We start from the raw sequence: 17000 nt of genomic DNA, 5'->3' as shown, positions 1-17000 counted from the left end.
TCAACCTCCTGCAACAGGCGATAGCAGTACCAAAGTACTGTCCGAGGTGAGTTTGTTCTGACGTGGAATAATATCTTCACCGATAGCACAAGCACATCTTTCTAACATGGCTAAAGCTGATGGATAATCAAATGAAATTTGATTCAAAACATCATAAACGGAACTATTTAAATTACAGCTAATTTCTAAACCAGTCGGCAAATGTCGTTCTATTGCACCGAAGGCTTCAATTTTAATTTTGATCTGTGACACTTTAACCTCCAAGCATATGCATGCTAATTTTTCGACTGCTTGTAGTGGTAGTTTGATTTTTTAAACGTTGCTCAATGGCATGAAAGCCTTGTTCTTTGTTCCAGATATACTGAGATAAAATATGATGTAGATTCACTTCACTCAAAGCCTGAGTGGAAGCCAATGCCTTAATTTCTGTACTGAGCTTCAAGCCTTGAGGTGCAAATAAACAATTATAAAACTCACCTTGTGCCGTTAACCGTAATCGATCACAACTTCCGCAAAATGAATGGGTAATCGTAGAGATCATCCCAATTGGATGATGATTAATCAGATATTGTCGCGCAGGATCGGCAGAATGATTCATTTGATTAGTTACATTAAATTCAGTTTTTAATACATCTAAAATATTTTGTTCGCTGACCACATGCGCATTTGACCATTTATGGTCACCATCGAGCGGCATAAATTCAATAAAACGTAAGTTTATTTTTTCTTGAATCGACCAACGCGCCAAAGGCAAGATTTGATCATCATTGATGCCCTTCATCAGTACGCTGTTAATTTTGATCGGTAATCCAACAATTTTTGCAGCACGAATTCCTTCAAGTACTGGTGCCAAATCTTTTTGTGTGAGCTGTTTAAATTGAGTTTCATCGAGACTGTCTAAACTAATATTCAAGTCATCTAGTCCTGCTTGTTTTAAAGCGAAGGCATATTTTTTTAAATAATGCGCATTGGTCGTCATAGATACGCGCTTCAATCCAATTTTTTTTAGACCTTGCAGTTGCTCAATAAAATGCACAACGCCTTGACGCATCAGCGGTTCACCGCCTGTAATACGTATAGAGTGGATACCTCGCTGTACCATGAAATTACAAAATTGATAAAGCGCCTCAAAACTCAGTAATTCATTTTTTTTCATCCATTCAGGATGTTCAGGCATGCAGTAAATGCACTTAAAATTACAGCGATCAGTGACTGAAATTCTGAGTTTTCGCTTAGCACGACCAAATTGATCCATGAATTGCATTTCATCTTTCAGTCCGAGCATCCTATTCATATTCAATCCATTCTGAGGTGTTGATATAGAAATACACAGTACTTGTGAATAGAACTAAAATTATTCAATCCACTAAGATTAAATATGCAATAAATGTTCCAATTTTATGCTACCGCTAAGGAACAAAGTGTTAATGCAGTAATTTGAGTTGTTGATGCTGCTGCAATTCATCGATTGAATTAATACTGTGAAAAAATAAAGCCTGATTTTTAAAATTAATAACCTGAGCGTGTAAATCCAGAAAACACTGTTTTAAACTACGCTGATTTTGCGCAAGATGCTTGTAAATGGTCGTATAAGCACTGCGTTTTACCAAACAAAATGGATACAGTGCCTGACCATTCACTTCGACATAGGCCACTTCAGCTACACTATTTTTAGTTAAAGCTAAATGTAATTTCAATATGACTTTGGGTGGAATATAAGTCACATCACACGGCACAAAAAGAACATAATCCGATTCAACATGCGACCAAGCACTTTTAATTCCCATAAGTGGACCGAAGAAACCGCTTTCTTCATCTTGATAACAACCAATACTGGGAATGATTTTCTGATAAATTGAATCATCTCGATGGCTATTAATCCAAACTGCATTAACATCATTTTTAAGCTGCTGATAAATTTTAATCAGTTGAATTTGATCATCAAATTTCTGTAATAGTTTATTGATCCCATTCATGCGACGCGCCTGCCCACCTGCCAAAATCACCAAATCCGTGCGAGGATAAAATGAAGAGGTCAAACTTTTTATAATTGAACTTCGACTCATTCTACGGCCTCCATTTGACACGCTTTAATCAAGCCACGAATTTCAGGCAAACATGAACCACAATTTCCGCCTGCTTTTAAACATGCTGTGACCTGTTTTTCATTGCTGAGATTTTTTTCTTTAATCGTATCAATAATTCGGTTTTTACCGACTTTAAAGCAGCTACAGACCAAAGGCCCTTCACTATTCCCCATTGACATGGCTTGACCTGCCAGCAATGCTTTACGGTGCATGGCACTTAAACGCTCACGTTTAAATAAACTGGCGCCCCAATCTCGATCAGGCAATAAAGCTTTGGGTGCAATGTACAAACTCGCAATCAAAATACCATCTTTCATAATAACACTATGGCTCATATGTGCCGAAGGATCATCCAGATTCAACCATTCAAAATCTTCATTCTCAAATGGTAACAACGCTTTTAAATGCTTAGTGGTTTCAGTCAGTTTACGCCGATCTGCAAGTTCATAACGTGTGGCTTTAGTCGTTTTAATTTTTGTCCACCACGTTAAACTCTCTATGGAAGCTTGCACCATTTTTTCAAAACCATCACGTACATAGAACACCCCTTGCCATTGGGTATAAAATGGATGAACGATGACAGGTGTATGTTTAAATTCTGGCTCACCAGAAATGGGATCGACCACGGGGTTAACGACTTTGCCAATTCTGGCATCAGAAGCAAACTGATCATTCCAATGAATCGGTGCAAAAATTTGTCCACGGCGAATATTGTCACTCACAACACTACGTAGTACGCAATTTCCCCAAGCTGATTTGACCTCGACTAACTCACCCTCTTTAATGCCATATTTCAAGGCATCATTCGGATGTATTTCACAATAAGGCTCAGCTTTATGTGTACTTAAATTGGCAGACAGTCCTGTACGGGTCATCGTGTGCCATTGGTCACGAATCCGTCCTGTATTTAAAATCAGTGGATATTCAGCATTGGGTAAGTTGATTGGTTTTTTAGCCATGGTCGCAATAAATCTGGCTTTGCCATCAGCATGACTAAACTGCCCTTCTGAAAATAATTGGGCATATTGAGCTTCGTTTTGATCGTTCTTTAAAACAGGCCACTGAATCGGTTTAAGATTTTGATAGGCTTCAAAACTTAAATGAGTTAGCCCCTGTAAATTAAAATATCGAAAGTTTTTGATATTTTGACGACTCGAAACCTCTAGGTTTTGATAAGCCGAAAGTTGCGCATGTTCTAAAAAAATCTCATGACTATTTTTAAAATCAAAACCTGAAAAGCCCATTTTTTGCGCCACTTGAGATACTGCCCACCAATCGGCCTTGGTCTGCTCAGGCGCATCTAAAAATTGGCATTGACGGGAAATACGGCGTTCCGAGTTGGTGACTGTGCCATCTTTTTCCCCCCAACCCAAGGCAGGCAATAAAACATCGGCATATTGCGTGGTATCCGTGTCCTGACAAATATCAGACACCACCACAAACTGACATTTATCTAAAGCACGTTTGACCTGATCAGCATTCGGTAAACTTACCACAGGATTGGTTGCCATAATCCAAATGGCTTTAATTTTACCGCTTTCCACTGCTTCAAACAGATCAACGGCTTTTAAACCCGGTTTTTTTGCAATCAGCGGACTGCCCCAAAAAGTCTGAACCAGCTGTTGATGTTCATGATTTTCAAGTTCCAGATGTGCCGCCAACATATTGGCCAGCCCACCGACTTCACGCCCACCCATCGCATTCGGTTGTCCTGTCATGGAAAATGGCGCAGCACCACGCTTACCAATTTTTCCTGTCAGTAAATGTGTGTTAATAATACTATTGGCCTTATCCACCCCTTGAGAAGATTGATTGACCCCCATCGAAAATAATGTCATCACTTTTTCAATCTGCGCAAATTTTTCAAAAAAGAGGTGTAGTTTTTCTAAGGAAATTCCTGTTTTCAGTGCTACATCTTCAATATTTGCTTCAGTTTGTGAACTTTCTAAAGCAGCATCTAAACCCAGTGTATGTGCTGCAACAAATGCGGCATCAGCATAACCATGTTGCTGTAAATATTGTAATAATCCATTGAACAGCGCGACATCTTGTCCTGGTAAGATCGGTAAATGTAAATCAGCAGCTTCACAGGTGGCGGTGAAGCGTGGATCAATCACCACCACAAATAAATCTCTTTCTTCCTTGGCTTTCATAATGCGTTGATACAACACAGGATGACACCATGCTGTATTTGACCCGACCAACACCACCATATCCGTATGTTCAAAATCCTCATAACTTGCAGGAACTAAATCTTCCCCAAAAGCACGTTTATGCGCTGCAACCGCAGAAGACATACACAGCCGTGAATTGGTGTCGATATTCGCTGTGCCCAAGTAGCCTTTGACAAATTTATTCACTACATAATAATCTTCTGTCAACAACTGCCCTGAAACATAAAAGGCAATACTGTCACGACCATAATCGTCTATACATTGCTGAAATTTATTGGCAATTAAATGGATTGCCGGTTCCCAATCTGTGGTTTTACGCTGATTGTCAATGGATGTTTTTCGGCCCAACATTGGCTGTAAAACACGCGTTTGCAATCCAATTGTATCGGCTAGATTACTCCCTTTAATGCACAATTTACCAAAGTTAGATGGATGATCTACATCACCCATTACTGATACTTTTTGCCCCACAGCTGTTTGCTGCACAGTCGCTGTTACGCCGCAACCTACACCACAATACGGGCATGTGGTATTCACTATTTTGGTGTCTAAATCTGTGGAGCTATGCAGTTCCATTACAGGGATACTCTTCATTTCTGCTATGCTCCTTCTCTAAATTTATACATGTATTACTTTGAAAAACAATTGATTCAGACGTTTTTAGATCCATGTAAACCTCAACAATCTTGAGGTGGCATGAATGCCACCATTTCCCATCATTACAAGGATGTCATATAGAAGGGACAAAGATTTTCTTACCTTGTGCCGCAATACGGCTCATACTTCAAAAGTAAGTTAAACGCTTACGCAAATTCAGATTAATCTTCGAGGTAAACAAGACCGTACAAAATTCTGGCCTGATTAGAATCACCCTGCTTTCTTTAATGCAAAATCTTTACCAAATAGCAGTTTATTGCGAATCGAAGAAATGGATGTTTGATCGGAAATGAGTTCTGCATACCATGTTCCATCTTCTGTATCACCAAAGAGCACTGCACCAATCACTTTATCTTTTTGAATAATAATACGTTTATAAATCTGACGTTTTTCGTCATTTAATACAATATCTTCAAAATCTTCGTTGGCTTCACTATTGTCCAAATCAATTCGCCCTGCTGAAAACACATCACAGCCACTGACTTTTAACTGAGTTGGAACAGTCGGTGCTTTAAAAGTTAAACTTCCATGTTCTGCTAGATGTGATGCACAAATAAATGCCTGTCCCCAAAGCGGTTCAACCAATCCAAAAGTCTGGTTACGATGCTCAATACACTCACCGACTGCATAAATACTTGGGTCATAAGTTTGCATGGTGTCATTCACCAAAACGCCACGGTTACAACGTAAACCTGCGCTTTGCGCCAATGTCATATTGGGGCGAATACCAACTGCAAATACCACAAGATCCGCCTCTAAAACCTGACCATCTTTTAAACGAACTTTCGTGACATGACCATTTTCACCGATCAGTTCTTCAGTATTGGCTTCAGTAATAATAGAAATGCCTTTTTGTCCGATACTATGGCGAAGCATTTGACTGGCTTTAGCATCCAACTGACGTTCCATAATACGATCCATCAGGTGTAAAACCGTGACATTCATACCCCGTTGTTTTAGACCATACGCAGCTTCCAAACCGAGCAATCCACCGCCAATCACTACAGCATTCTTCTTAGAAGTACAGTAATCAATCATTTTATTCACATCGTAAATATCACGGAAACTCATCACACCTTCTAAATCTGCACCGTTGACAGGTGGTACAAAAGGTTTAGAACCTGTGGCGATAATCAATCGGTCATAATCCACCATGACACCTTTTTCGGTATACACCTGTTTACGTGGTCGATCGATCCTTACCGCTGCATCGCCTGCAATAAAGCGAATTTTTTTATCGGCATACCATGCATGTGGGTGCAACATAATGTCGTCAATGGTTTTATCACCCGACAATACTGGGGATAACATGATCCGGTTATAATTGCCCCATGGCTCTTCGCCAATCACCGTAATTTCATAACGATCAGGTGCCATATCGATTAAATCTTCAAGACAACGCATGCCTGCCAGACCGTTGCCAATAAGCACCAGCTTCATTTTTTCATTCGATACACCATTATTGGTGATATAGGTTTTTTGTGGCGTTGGACTGATCAACACACGACCATTTTCAATTTTGCTTGGAAAAACCAACAATTTTTGATCTTTATCTTCCAAGCAACGCCCTGTCGCTAAACTAAAATGCTGCTTGTATATAGGTGAGGCAACCACACGCTCCCCCTGTAAATCACCAATAATGCCACGCGCCATTACGTAGGCTTTACTAAATGGATCCTGATTACTTAAAGCATAAACACGTTTTTCATTACCAACACGAAAAATGGCCACTTGTTGATCTTCAATTAAAGCACCCACACCTGTATTGGCGGTTAGGTCATCTAAATCACACACGTCAATCCAATCTAATTCATTCATTTCTTTTAAAATTGTCATCATTATTTTCCTTTATGCTTTTTGAGCAACTTAAGCTTCAACCACAGGAATACGTGTCACATCACGTTCAGCATCTGTTTTAGGGCGAATTTGCCCACGGACTGCTGCAAACTGAATGTGCGGATCTTTTTGTTGTTCCGCTTTTGCATTGATAAAAGTCACAAAGCGTTTACGCACCTCAGGATTTTCCACCGCAGTACGCCATTCATCCTGATAAGTGCCTACGACATGGCTCATACGGCGTTCAAGTTCGGCAGCAACACCTAAAGAATCATGAACGACGACATCTTTCAGATAATCCAAACCACCTTCCATGTTGTCACGCCATACCGAGGTCCGTTGTAAACGATCTGCGGTTTGCACATAGAACATAAAGAATCGGTCGATGTATTTGATTAAAGTCTGTGTATCCAAATCAGATGCCAGCAACTCTGCATGGCGTGGTTTCATCCCACCATTACCACACACATACAAATTCCAGCCTTTTTCTGTGGCAATCACACCGACATCTTTACTTTGGGCTTCAGCACATTCTCGAGTACAGCCTGAAACTGCCATTTTAAGCTTATGGGGTGAACGTAAGCCTTTGTAACGATTTTCTAAAAAGATGGCTAAACCAACAGAATCATCCACACCATAACGACACCATGTACTGCCGACACAGGACTTTACGGTGCGTAATGATTTACCGTAAGCATGACCAGACTCAAACCCCGCATGAATCAGTTTTTCCCAAATTTCAGGCAACTGATGCAATTGTGCACCAAACATATCGACACGCTGTCCACCTGTGAGTTTGGTATATAAACCATATTCTTTGGCAATTTGACCTACAGCAATTAAACCGTCTGGAGTGACCTCGCCACCTGCCATACGTGGTACAACCGAATAAGAACCATCTTTTTGAATATTGCCGAGGTAATAATCATTACTGTCTTGTAGACCTGCATGGCTTGGTTTCAACACAAAATCATTCCAGCAAGACGCTAAAATATTTGCGGCAGTGGGTTTACAAATATCACATCCCAAACCATGACCATGTTGCTGAATCAGATCATCAAAGGTTTTAATCTCATTGACACGTACCAAGTGATACAGCTCTTGACGTGAATAGGCAAAGTGCTCACACAGATGGTTATTGACTGTGACGCCTTGGCGTTGCAATTCAGATTTTAAAACCTGAGTCACCAATGCTGAACAACCACCGCAAGCAGTTGCTGCTTTGGTACATTTTTTCAATGCACCCAGTGAGGTTGAACCTTCGGCAATAGCAGAGCAAATATCTGCTTTAGACACGTTATTACATGAACAAATGGTGGCACTGTCAGGCAGTAAATCGACGCCACTTCCGCCTGTTTTAGCAGCAGACTGAGCATAGCCTGGCATGATTAAGCTTTCAGGGTTTTCAGGAAGTGCTAAGCCATTAAGCATCATTTGTAAAAGATCATTATATTCTTTGGCACAACCCACCAAGACTGCTCCCAACAGTTTGGTTTTGTCGTTATTCACCACGATTTTTTTATAAGTCATGGTTTCTTCATCAGCATAGAAATAGCTGAGAGATTTTGGTGTTATGGCATGGGCATCACCCACCGATGCGACATCTACGCCCATAAGTTTAAGTTTGGTACTCATGTCTGCGCCTGCAAATTCGTTGCAAGCCTGTTCCATCACATGTTTTGCTGCAATACGTGCCATGTCATAACCTGGTGCAACCAAGCCATAAATTTTGTTCTGCCACAGTGCACATTCACCAATCGCATAAATATCGGCCTCAGAAGTTTGGCAATAATCATTAATGACAATACCTCCACGCTCGCCAATGGCCAAACCACTTTGACGTGCTAGTTCATCACGTGGGCGAATTCCTGCAGAAAATAAAACGATATCAGCTTCAAGTTCTGAACCATCAGCAAACTTCATCACATGCGTGCTATTTGCACCCTTTTCAATAGATGATGTGGCTTTTTGGGTATGAACTTTCACCCCTAAATTTTCAATTTTAGAGCGTAAAACCTTTCCACCCAGATCATCAATCTGTACTGCCATGAGGCGTGGTGCAAATTCAACCACATGTGTTTCCAGATCCAGATCGCGTAAGGCTTTGGCGGCTTCAAGACCTAATAGTCCGCCGCCAATTACGACGCCAGTCTTTGCATTTAAACTCGCAGTGCGAATGGCATCCAAGTCATCAATAGTTCGATAAACAAAGCAATTTTGACGGTCGTTGCCTGAAATCGGTGGAACGAAAGCATAGGAACCAGTTGCCAGAACTAATTTGTCATAAACAATCACATCGCCGTGATGGGTCGTGACTGTTTTATTTACGGTATCAATTGAGGATGCTTTAGTGCTTAAACGTAGGTCAATACCATAGGCATCAGCAAAGTCAGAGCGGCAAAGAGTGAGATCTTTGGCTGATTTTCCTGTGAAGTACTCTGTTAAATGTACACGGTCATAGGCTAAACGTGGTTCTTCTGCCAATATAGTGATTTCAATGTCATCGCCTGCGTGTTCCAACACAGATTCAATGAATTTATGGCCGACCATGCCATGACCAATCATTACTAATTTCATTTCTATTCTCCTCAATTCTTATCGTTATGCTTCGACTTAAACGCTTTGCTTGATAGTGGCTGATGCGTTTTGTTCAAGGCTTTGACGCTCAAGTACTGCGGCATCAAATAACTTTTGTTCTTTCTCTTTATGTTCAACAGAGAAGCGAATCATCAACACACAACTGGCCGAAATAACCACTAAACCACCCAAAATCATGAGCGTGGTTTGAATGTCTAACATTCCTTTAAGCAAGAAACCTGCTGCAACTGCACCAACGTTACCACCCGCTCCGATAATGCCTGCTACACCCCCTAAAGCATCACGATCAATGAATGGAACAAGTGCATAGGTTGCACCGCAAGCCATATGAGTGAACAATGCAAATACGGTCATCACAAGAATGGCGAGAATGGCGGTATTCATTTGTGAGAATAAAATTAAGAACACACCTTCCAGCAAAATCATGCTGAACAAAACTTTGGTACGCCCATCCAAGCCTTTTTTAATCGCGATTTTATCTGAAACAATTCCGCCCAAAGCACGGGCAAATAGTGCTAGCAATCCAAAGATCCCCGCAGCAAAACCAGCTTCTTTTAAACCGAACTGAAAGTGGTCAACAAAATACAGTGCAATAATATTGTGAATAAAAATTTCAATTCCAAAACACGCTGCATAAGCACCAAACAATATCCATACGCGGTAGTTTTTGGCTGCATGTTTTAAAATAGCTAAACCGCCTTTTTTATCACTACCGACCTGTACACCTTCTGCACGGAGTTCTTTAAAATCACCTTGTGGGCAGTCTTGGGTAAATTTCCAGTACATTGCACCCACTATCAGCATTAATACACCCGGCACAATGAGTGCAATTCTCCAGCCCATGGCTTGCTCGACACCAAACATGACCAAAGCCGCCAGCATCAGTGGCATCAGTGCTTGCGTTGCACCACCGCCTGCATTTCCCCAACCTGCTGTGGTTGCATTTGCAGTTCCCACGACATTTGGCGCAAACATAATACTGGTGTGATATTGAGTAATGACAAAACTGGCACCAATCGCACCAATCAATAAACGGAAGAACAAGAAAGATTCATAGCTGTTGGCCGATGCCACGCCAAAGACTGGAATACTGCCGATAATGAGCAATGCCGTGTAGGTTTTTCGAGGACCATACTTATCACAGAGTGGACCCACAATCAGACGCACCAAAATAGTGATAGCAACGGCAGCAATATTAATATTGGCAATTTGATCTTTCGTCAGATGAAATTCACCAGCAATAACAGGCATTAAAGGTGCGCAGGCAAACCATGCAAAGAAACAGACAAAAAAAGCGAGCCAACTCATATGGAAGGCTCGTGTCGCTGCGCTGCTGAAGTTAAAAAGACTTATTTTTGTGGCTTTTTTAGCATATAAATTTGAAGACATTGTCATCTCCTTCCTGAACTGAACGTGTAGGGTTATCTGCTATGCGGGTTGCTGCATATCAGATTCGATCAGAACGGACGTCGTTGGCCGTCTTACAAATTTTTTAGAGTCGTCTTTGACTCAAATTAAATAATGCAAACACCGTGCCAAGTAAATAAAAAATTAGATAACCTATTTATAAATAATAATTTTTATAATTTCTATCTATTGTGTTTAAGCTTATAGAAGTGTTATTTCAGAGAGCCAAACCCTAGGGAGCAACTAAAAACACTCCAGATCCTGCATTCTCATAGCGCATTTTTGCTTTAAGACAGTGCACAAAAATATAGAGTTAAATCTAGATTATTGATTTAATTAATTAAATATAATAATTAATATCTTGGCACTGTAATTGCTTTATTTTTACTATAATTTTTTTCAGGCTTTGCCTGTTGTTTAGCCCTTATGCCAAAACTTAAAATCGCATTGATTGATGATGATCAAGAGCGTGCTAATTATATTAAAGCGTCCTTGATCGAACATCATTTCGATGTCGTCGCCTGTTTGACGATTGATCATTTAAATATGTTCCGATTGGAGCAACTCTATGCCGATGTAATTTTGTTAGATATGGATCATCCGCAGCGCGATGTTATTGAGAGTTGCGTGAGTCAATTCGATTTACCCACAGTTTTATTTACGAAAAACAGTCATAAAGATACCATTAGAAATGCAATTGATGCAGGCGTCACGGCGTATATCGTCGATGGTATTGATCCGAGTAAATTGGAAAATATTTTAGAGATTTCAATTGAACAATTTAAAAAACATAAGAAATTATTGGGTGATTTAGAAGAAACGAAAAATAAATTGGCAGACCGTAAAGATGTCGAAAAAGCCAAAGTTTTGATGATGCACTTACATGCTTTAACTGAAGATCAAGCATTTCAACTGCTAAGAAAAAATGCCATGAGTCATCGCATGACCATTGGGGAAATGTCGCGACGCCTGTTAGATGCTCAACAACTGTTACAAAACCAACTGAAGGATTGAACTATGACCGATTTAGAAAAAAATGAAATTCAAATCGGCTACATTCCTTTGTTGGATTGTGTGGCCATACTGTGGGCCAAGCAACGCGGTTTTTTTGATGAACTGGGTTTAAAGGTCACTTTGGTCAAAGAAGCGTCTTGGGCAAGTTTAAGAGATCGCTTGGCTTTTGGTTTCTTAGATGCAGCACATTGTTTATCTGCCATGCTGCCTGCTGCTGCATTAGGTAAAGATCAGCTTGGCATTCCTTTACAGACGGCTTTGGTTTTAAGTCAAAATTGTGCATTTATTAGTTTAAGTCAGAAATTATGTTTTGAGCTCCATATTTCAAGGCAAGATAGCGCGCAGGAATCGGCACAGAAAATAGTCTCTGCACTACAACAACAGAAATCCATTCAGTTAGCACATGTGTTTCAGCAGTCTATCCACCATTATTGTATAAGAGAGTGGTTGGCTTTAGCTAACATCAATATTGCTCAACATATCAAACTGGCGACACTACCGCCGCCCTACATGTTTGAAGCTTTGAGTAACCATGTGATTGATGGTTTTTGTGTGGGTGAGCCATGGAATACTCAAGCCGAACTTTCTGGAATGAGTCAGATTGTAGCCGAAAGCCAAGACATCATTCCCCCAGTGGCAGATAAAGTATTGGCTGTTACTGCAGATTGGGCTGAGCAACATCCACATACCCATTTTGCTTTAGTTCAAGCCATTCAAAAAGCACAACAAGAGCTCAAAATATTAGAAGATTACACAGCGGTCTGGCAAATGTTGATTGAGTTTAATATTATTCAATTTCAATGTTCTGATCGTATTCATGTACAAAAATTTCACTCCATTCAAATGATTATCCGTTACTTTGTTCATGAATCTTCAAAACCTCGAAGTGAGGATTTTAAATGGTTAATTGAACAAATGCAGAAATGGGATCAAATTGAAATTGATATAGCAGAAATTGAACAAATCAGTCAAAACTGTATTTTATATTTAAAAGAATAAGTGACCTTTTAAAGCCAAAACCTATTCATGCAGAAAAATAACGACGCAGTACAACTTCAAAAATGAAAGGTTTTTGCTCTATGAGCTAAATACGTCTATAGAAATAGTGATAGATATAGAATGGATCACAGATCGTCCCTGTTGAAGCAAGATCTTCGTCATTATATTTTTTTATGTTTGAAAATGCTGAATAAGTATTCACTATCGACCCTATTCGGTTTATAAATGAGTCCACCTTTACAGAAAATGCAATTAAAATAATGAAAACAATTCTAATTACCGGCGCCAATGCAGGCATTGGGCTCAAAACTGCGGAACAGTTTGTAAATGAGGGTCATCATGTCATTCTGGCCTGTAGAAATATGGAAAAAGCGCAGCAAGCCAGACAGCTCTTGCAACAACAAGGCAAAGGTCAAGTTGATCTGATTGAACTTGATTTAAATAGTCTCGAAAAAGTTAACCATTCAGCCAATCAAATTTTATCTCAATATAATCATATTGATGTTTTAATTAACAATGCAGGATTCATTTCCACCCATCTGGCGCGTACAGAAGACGGTTTTGAAAAACATTTTGGGGTAAATTATCTGGGCCATTATTTATGGACCTTAAAATTGTTACCTTTGCTCAAAAAAGCGCAACAAGGTCGAATTATTCATTTATCTTCACTGGCACACTGGGCTGGACGTATTCAGCCTGAAAATTTTCATGCAGATCATCATCCTGCTTATCATACCTTTTCAAGTTATGGCAGCAGTAAATTGCAGAATTTATTGTTTAGTCATGTGTTGGCGAAACAACTTCAACATTCCAATGTGACCAGTAATGCGATCCATCCAGGTGTAGTCGATTCTGAGTTATATCGTCAGCTGCCTAAACTTCAATATCGAGTGGTTTCCTTGGCTTTAATTCCTGCCAGCAAACCTGCTCAGCTCATTAAAAAAATGGCTTTAGACAAATCATGGGCAAAAAAGAATGGACAGTACGCCAGTGTGCAAACACCTGCACTTCGTTCGCCAAAGTCTAAAGACATGCAATTGGCGCAACAACTTTATGATCTGTCTTATGATCTGATCAAACAATATCTATAATTTTAAAAACTTAGATGTCTCCATCGAAGGTACAGCAAAATGACCAGAAAAATCATTGAACCGCTTTATCAACAAGATATATTGGGAATGGGCTATGAACAGGCCACTTTAAATTTTCCCGATGATCATGAAGGTCAAGTCACAGCAACCTTAATCCGTAAAAAGGCAGGATCAACAACCCATAAAGCCGTCCTATATATTCATGGTTTTATTGATTATTTCTTTCAAACTGAAATGGCAGAGCAGTTTAATCAACATGGTTTTGATTTTTACGCCGTTGATTTACGCAAATATGGACGCTCGTACCTACCACATCAAAAATATTATAACGTGCGTGACCTAGCCGAATATGATGCTGAAATTGGCCAAGCGCTTGATATCATTGCAGCTGAAGGTCATGATGCTATTGTGCTGAGTGGACATTCTACTGGTGGTTTAACCACCACCTTGTATGCAGCCCACCATCCAGAACATCCTTTAATTAAAGCACTTTGGGTCAATAGTCCTTTTTATGACTTCAATATGAACCCCATCAAGAAAAAATTGGGTGTTCCAAATTTAAGTCGTATTGGCAAACTTTGTCCAGATTTAAAATTTCCAAGTGAGTTGAATAAATTCTATGTCCCTAGTTTGCATAAAACCATGAATGGCGAATGGGATTTTAATCTGGAATGGAAAAAAACCGCCTACCCTATGGTTCGCTTAAGTTTTGTAAGGGCCATTTTTGAAGCACAAAAAGAAATTCATCGTGGGGTGCATCTTAATATTCCTGTATTAGTCATGCATTCCCATCAGACAAAAAACCCAAAAAAATGGCATGCTGATGCCCTCAAAAGTGATGTGATTTTAGATGTCCAACATATTAAAAAGTACGCCAAAAAAATTAAAGGAGATGTCAGCATTAGCGAAATAAAAAATGGCATCCATGACTTAGTTTTGTCTGAAAGATCGGTACGTGAAAATGTCTATCAACAGCTGTTTGAATGGCTTAAACAAAAAGGGCTATAAAGCAATTTTTAAAAAAACCTTATTCTTTAGAGCTTAATCAAATTTGATGCATAGAATATTTTGGGTATGATTTCCATTCCTTGTTCTATTGCATCAATCTTTTTAGGAAAACTTGCTACATCAAAGATGCTAAAAAATATACAGGAACTTTCAACGCAGAAAATATGCTTTATTTTATCTTTCAACTCCGTTAGAACCGATCAATTTCAATAAGAAAAGAACGATTCACAGCTCATTTACCTAGACTGCCCTATTTTTCTCTCACTTCCAAATTACATCCTATTTTTTATCCTTTCTTACTCTCCATTTTCAGCATCATTCATGATTCCCATGATCAGATTTATTTTTAAAGGATATCTGACAAAGATTGTAACCCTTCTTTTCCTCCACTTATTTGCGACCTTATTCCCTGTATGCTCATTCAGTAATGTACAAAAGTACCTTATAGCAAATTGTAGATACGGTTTAATACATCATAAGAAGCAAAGGAATATACATATGCGTTATGTCGACCCTAATCAAGATGGTTCAAAAATTCAGTTTAAAACTCAATATGAAAATTTTATTGGTGGACAATGGTTAGCACCTGTAAAAGGTGAATACTTTGACAATATTTCTCCTGTTGATGGTCAGGTTTTTACCAAAATTCCACGTTCATCAGTTGAAGATATTGAACTTGCACTGGATGCGGCCCATAAAGCCAAAACACAGTGGAATAAATCATCTCCTACAACTCGCTCCAATATTTTATTAAAAATTGCTGACCGTTTAGAAGCCAATTTAGAACTTTTGGCAGTTGCAGAAACTTGGGATAACGGCAAACCTATTCGCGAAACCTTAGCAGCTGATATTCCTTTAGCAATTGATCACTTTCGCTATTTTGCAGGCTGTATTCGTGCCCAAGAAGGTGGTATTTCAGAAATTGATGAAGATACTGTTGCCTATCATTTTCATGAACCTTTAGGTGTCGTCGGGCAAATTATTCCTTGGAATTTCCCTATTCTCATGGCCACGTGGAAATTAGCCCCTGCGCTCGCTGCTGGTAATTGCATTGTTTTAAAGCCTGCTGAACAAACCCCTGCCAGTATTTTGGTATTGGCTGAACTCATTCAAGACTTGCTGCCTGAAGGTGTATTGAACATCGTCAATGGTTACGGGATCGAGGTGGGTCGGCCACTTGCAACCAACCCACGGATTGCCAAAATTGCTTTTACGGGTTCAACTGCCGTCGGTCAGCAAATTATGCAGTATGCAACTGAAAATATTATTCCAGTCACGCTTGAATTGGGTGGCAAATCACCAAACATTTTCTTTGAAGACGTGATGGCACAACATGATGATTATTTAGATAAAGCATTAGAAGGCTTTGCCATGTTTGCCTTAAATCAAGGTGAAATTTGCACTTGCCCTTCTCGTGCATTAGTGCAGGAAAGTATTGCTGATCAATTTCTAGAAATGGCAGTTGAACGGGTAAAACGGATTAAGACGGGTCATCCTCTGGATACCGATACCATGATTGGTGCGCAAGCATCTCAAGAACAGCAAGATAAAATTTTAGGTTGTATTGCCACAGGTCGTAGTGAAGGTGCTCAAGTGCTTACAGGTGGCAATGACCGGAGTGAAGTTGGAGCAGGTTTCTATATTGAGCCGACCATTTTTAAAGGCACAAATAACATGAAAATTTTCCAAGAGGAAATTTTTGGCCCTGTGCTTTCCGTCGCGACATTTAAAAATTTTGACGATGCAATCCAAATTGCCAATGACACAATTTATGGTTTAGGTGCAGGAGTTTGGTCACGTTCAGCGCATACGGCTTATCGAGCAGGTCGTGCCATTCAAGCTGGAAGAGTATGGACGAACTGTTATCATATTTACCCTGCCCATGCCGCGTTTGGAGGTTATAAAAAATCAGGGATTGGTCGTGAAAACCATAAAATGATGCTTGATCATTATCAACAAACCAAAAACTTATTGGTCAGTTATGCAACCAAACCGATGGGATTTTTCTAAAAAATTAATCCTCTAATGATTTAAATATAAAATAAAAAAGCGAATTTTGGTTCGCTTTTTTATTTTATATTGCTCCTTTACACTTGCGCCAATCTGTTGCGATAACAAAAGGATGATCT

12 protein-coding genes are annotated in these 17000 nt (G+C 39.6%); 5 read left to right on the top strand and 7 right to left on the bottom strand.

Annotated features, from left to right (window positions below; genetic code table 11):
• The 7 genes from GA0116959_RS02485 to GA0116959_RS02455 form a co-directional block, all read right to left on the bottom strand.
• Window positions 1-252 carry a MoaD/ThiS family protein gene (locus GA0116959_RS02485; protein ID WP_053580075.1) on the bottom strand — a complete coding sequence of 84 codons (252 nt, stop codon included), beginning with the start codon at window positions 250-252 and terminating at the stop codon, window positions 1-3.
• A 1-nt stretch (window position 253) separates the two neighbouring features.
• A complete protein-coding gene (gene moaA / locus GA0116959_RS02480; RefSeq protein ID WP_092718035.1) occupies window positions 254-1294 on the bottom strand; it encodes a GTP 3',8-cyclase MoaA in 1041 nt (346 codons plus the stop codon).
• A gap of 130 nt (window positions 1295-1424) precedes the next feature.
• Complete coding sequence (gene mobA / locus GA0116959_RS02475; protein ID WP_092718032.1) at window positions 1425-2066, bottom strand: molybdenum cofactor guanylyltransferase; 642 nt, start codon at window positions 2064-2066, stop codon at window positions 1425-1427.
• Complete coding sequence (locus GA0116959_RS02470; RefSeq protein ID WP_092718029.1) at window positions 2063-4855, bottom strand: nitrate reductase; 2793 nt, start codon at window positions 4853-4855, stop codon at window positions 2063-2065. Before GA0116959_RS02470 ends, mobA begins: the two co-directional genes overlap by 4 nt.
• A gap of 273 nt (window positions 4856-5128) precedes the next feature.
• The gene (gene nirD / locus GA0116959_RS02465; RefSeq protein ID WP_092718026.1) at window positions 5129-6754 is read right to left on the bottom strand and encodes a nitrite reductase small subunit NirD; all 1626 of its coding nucleotides are present in this window, start codon (window positions 6752-6754) and stop codon (window positions 5129-5131) included.
• A 30-nt stretch (window positions 6755-6784) separates the two neighbouring features.
• Window positions 6785-9331 carry a nitrite reductase large subunit NirB gene (nirB, locus tag GA0116959_RS02460; protein ID WP_092718023.1) on the bottom strand — a complete coding sequence of 849 codons (2547 nt, stop codon included), beginning with the start codon at window positions 9329-9331 and terminating at the stop codon, window positions 6785-6787.
• 36 nt (window positions 9332-9367) lie between these two features.
• Window positions 9368-10741 (bottom strand): MFS transporter, encoded by a 1374-nt coding sequence (locus GA0116959_RS02455; protein ID WP_092718021.1) that lies wholly within the window; start codon window positions 10739-10741, stop codon window positions 9368-9370.
• A 444-nt stretch (window positions 10742-11185) separates the two neighbouring features.
• Between GA0116959_RS02455 and GA0116959_RS02450 the strand changes: the two genes are divergently transcribed.
• From GA0116959_RS02450 to exaC, 5 genes are all read left to right on the top strand, one after another.
• On the top strand, window positions 11186-11773 hold the full coding sequence (locus tag GA0116959_RS02450) for an ANTAR domain-containing response regulator (RefSeq protein WP_092718018.1): 588 nt from the start codon (window positions 11186-11188) through the stop codon (window positions 11771-11773).
• Window positions 11774-11776: 3 nt separating this feature from the next.
• Entirely contained in the window at window positions 11777-12772 is a 996-nt protein-coding gene (locus tag GA0116959_RS02445; RefSeq protein WP_092718015.1) for an ABC transporter substrate-binding protein, read from the top strand.
• Between the two features lie 260 nt (window positions 12773-13032).
• Window positions 13033-13863, top strand: a complete 831-nt coding sequence (locus GA0116959_RS02440) for an SDR family NAD(P)-dependent oxidoreductase (RefSeq protein ID WP_092718012.1) — start codon at window positions 13033-13035, stop codon at window positions 13861-13863.
• A gap of 39 nt (window positions 13864-13902) precedes the next feature.
• Window positions 13903-14871: an alpha/beta hydrolase gene (locus GA0116959_RS02435; protein WP_092718009.1), complete on the top strand. Its 969-nt coding sequence runs from the start codon at window positions 13903-13905 to the stop codon at window positions 14869-14871.
• 498 nt (window positions 14872-15369) lie between these two features.
• Window positions 15370-16881, top strand: coding sequence for an acetaldehyde dehydrogenase ExaC (gene exaC / locus GA0116959_RS02430; protein WP_092718007.1), 1512 nt, complete (start codon window positions 15370-15372; stop codon window positions 16879-16881).
• Window positions 16882-17000: the final 119 nt, after the last annotated feature.

The sequence above is a fragment of the Acinetobacter albensis genome (assembly GCF_900095025.1).
Lineage (GTDB): Bacteria > Pseudomonadota > Gammaproteobacteria > Pseudomonadales > Moraxellaceae > Acinetobacter > Acinetobacter albensis.
The sequence above is the reverse complement of the archived record's forward strand: the minus strand, read 5'-3'. Positions and strand labels throughout refer to the sequence as shown.

Excerpts from the sequence above, each read along its gene's own strand:
- nirB (WP_092718023.1), bottom strand. The coding sequence starts at position 9,331 with ATGAAATTAGTAATGATTGGTCATGGCATGGTCGGCCATAAATTCATT.
- moaA (WP_092718035.1), bottom strand. The coding sequence starts at position 1,294 with ATGAATAGGATGCTCGGACTGAAAGATGAAATGCAATTCATGGATCAA.
- GA0116959_RS02450 (WP_092718018.1), top strand. The coding sequence starts at position 11,186 with ATGCCAAAACTTAAAATCGCATTGATTGATGATGATCAAGAGCGTGCT.
- GA0116959_RS02470 (WP_092718029.1), bottom strand. The coding sequence starts at position 4,855 with ATGAAGAGTATCCCTGTAATGGAACTGCATAGCTCCACAGATTTAGAC.
- GA0116959_RS02440 (WP_092718012.1), top strand. The coding sequence starts at position 13,033 with ATGAAAACAATTCTAATTACCGGCGCCAATGCAGGCATTGGGCTCAAA.
- mobA (WP_092718032.1), bottom strand. The coding sequence starts at position 2,066 with ATGAGTCGAAGTTCAATTATAAAAAGTTTGACCTCTTCATTTTATCCT.
- GA0116959_RS02445 (WP_092718015.1), top strand. The coding sequence starts at position 11,777 with ATGACCGATTTAGAAAAAAATGAAATTCAAATCGGCTACATTCCTTTG.
- nirD (WP_092718026.1), bottom strand. The coding sequence starts at position 6,754 with ATGACAATTTTAAAAGAAATGAATGAATTAGATTGGATTGACGTGTGT.
- GA0116959_RS02455 (WP_092718021.1), bottom strand. The coding sequence starts at position 10,741 with ATGTCTTCAAATTTATATGCTAAAAAAGCCACAAAAATAAGTCTTTTT.
- exaC (WP_092718007.1), top strand. The coding sequence starts at position 15,370 with ATGCGTTATGTCGACCCTAATCAAGATGGTTCAAAAATTCAGTTTAAA.
- GA0116959_RS02435 (WP_092718009.1), top strand. The coding sequence starts at position 13,903 with ATGACCAGAAAAATCATTGAACCGCTTTATCAACAAGATATATTGGGA.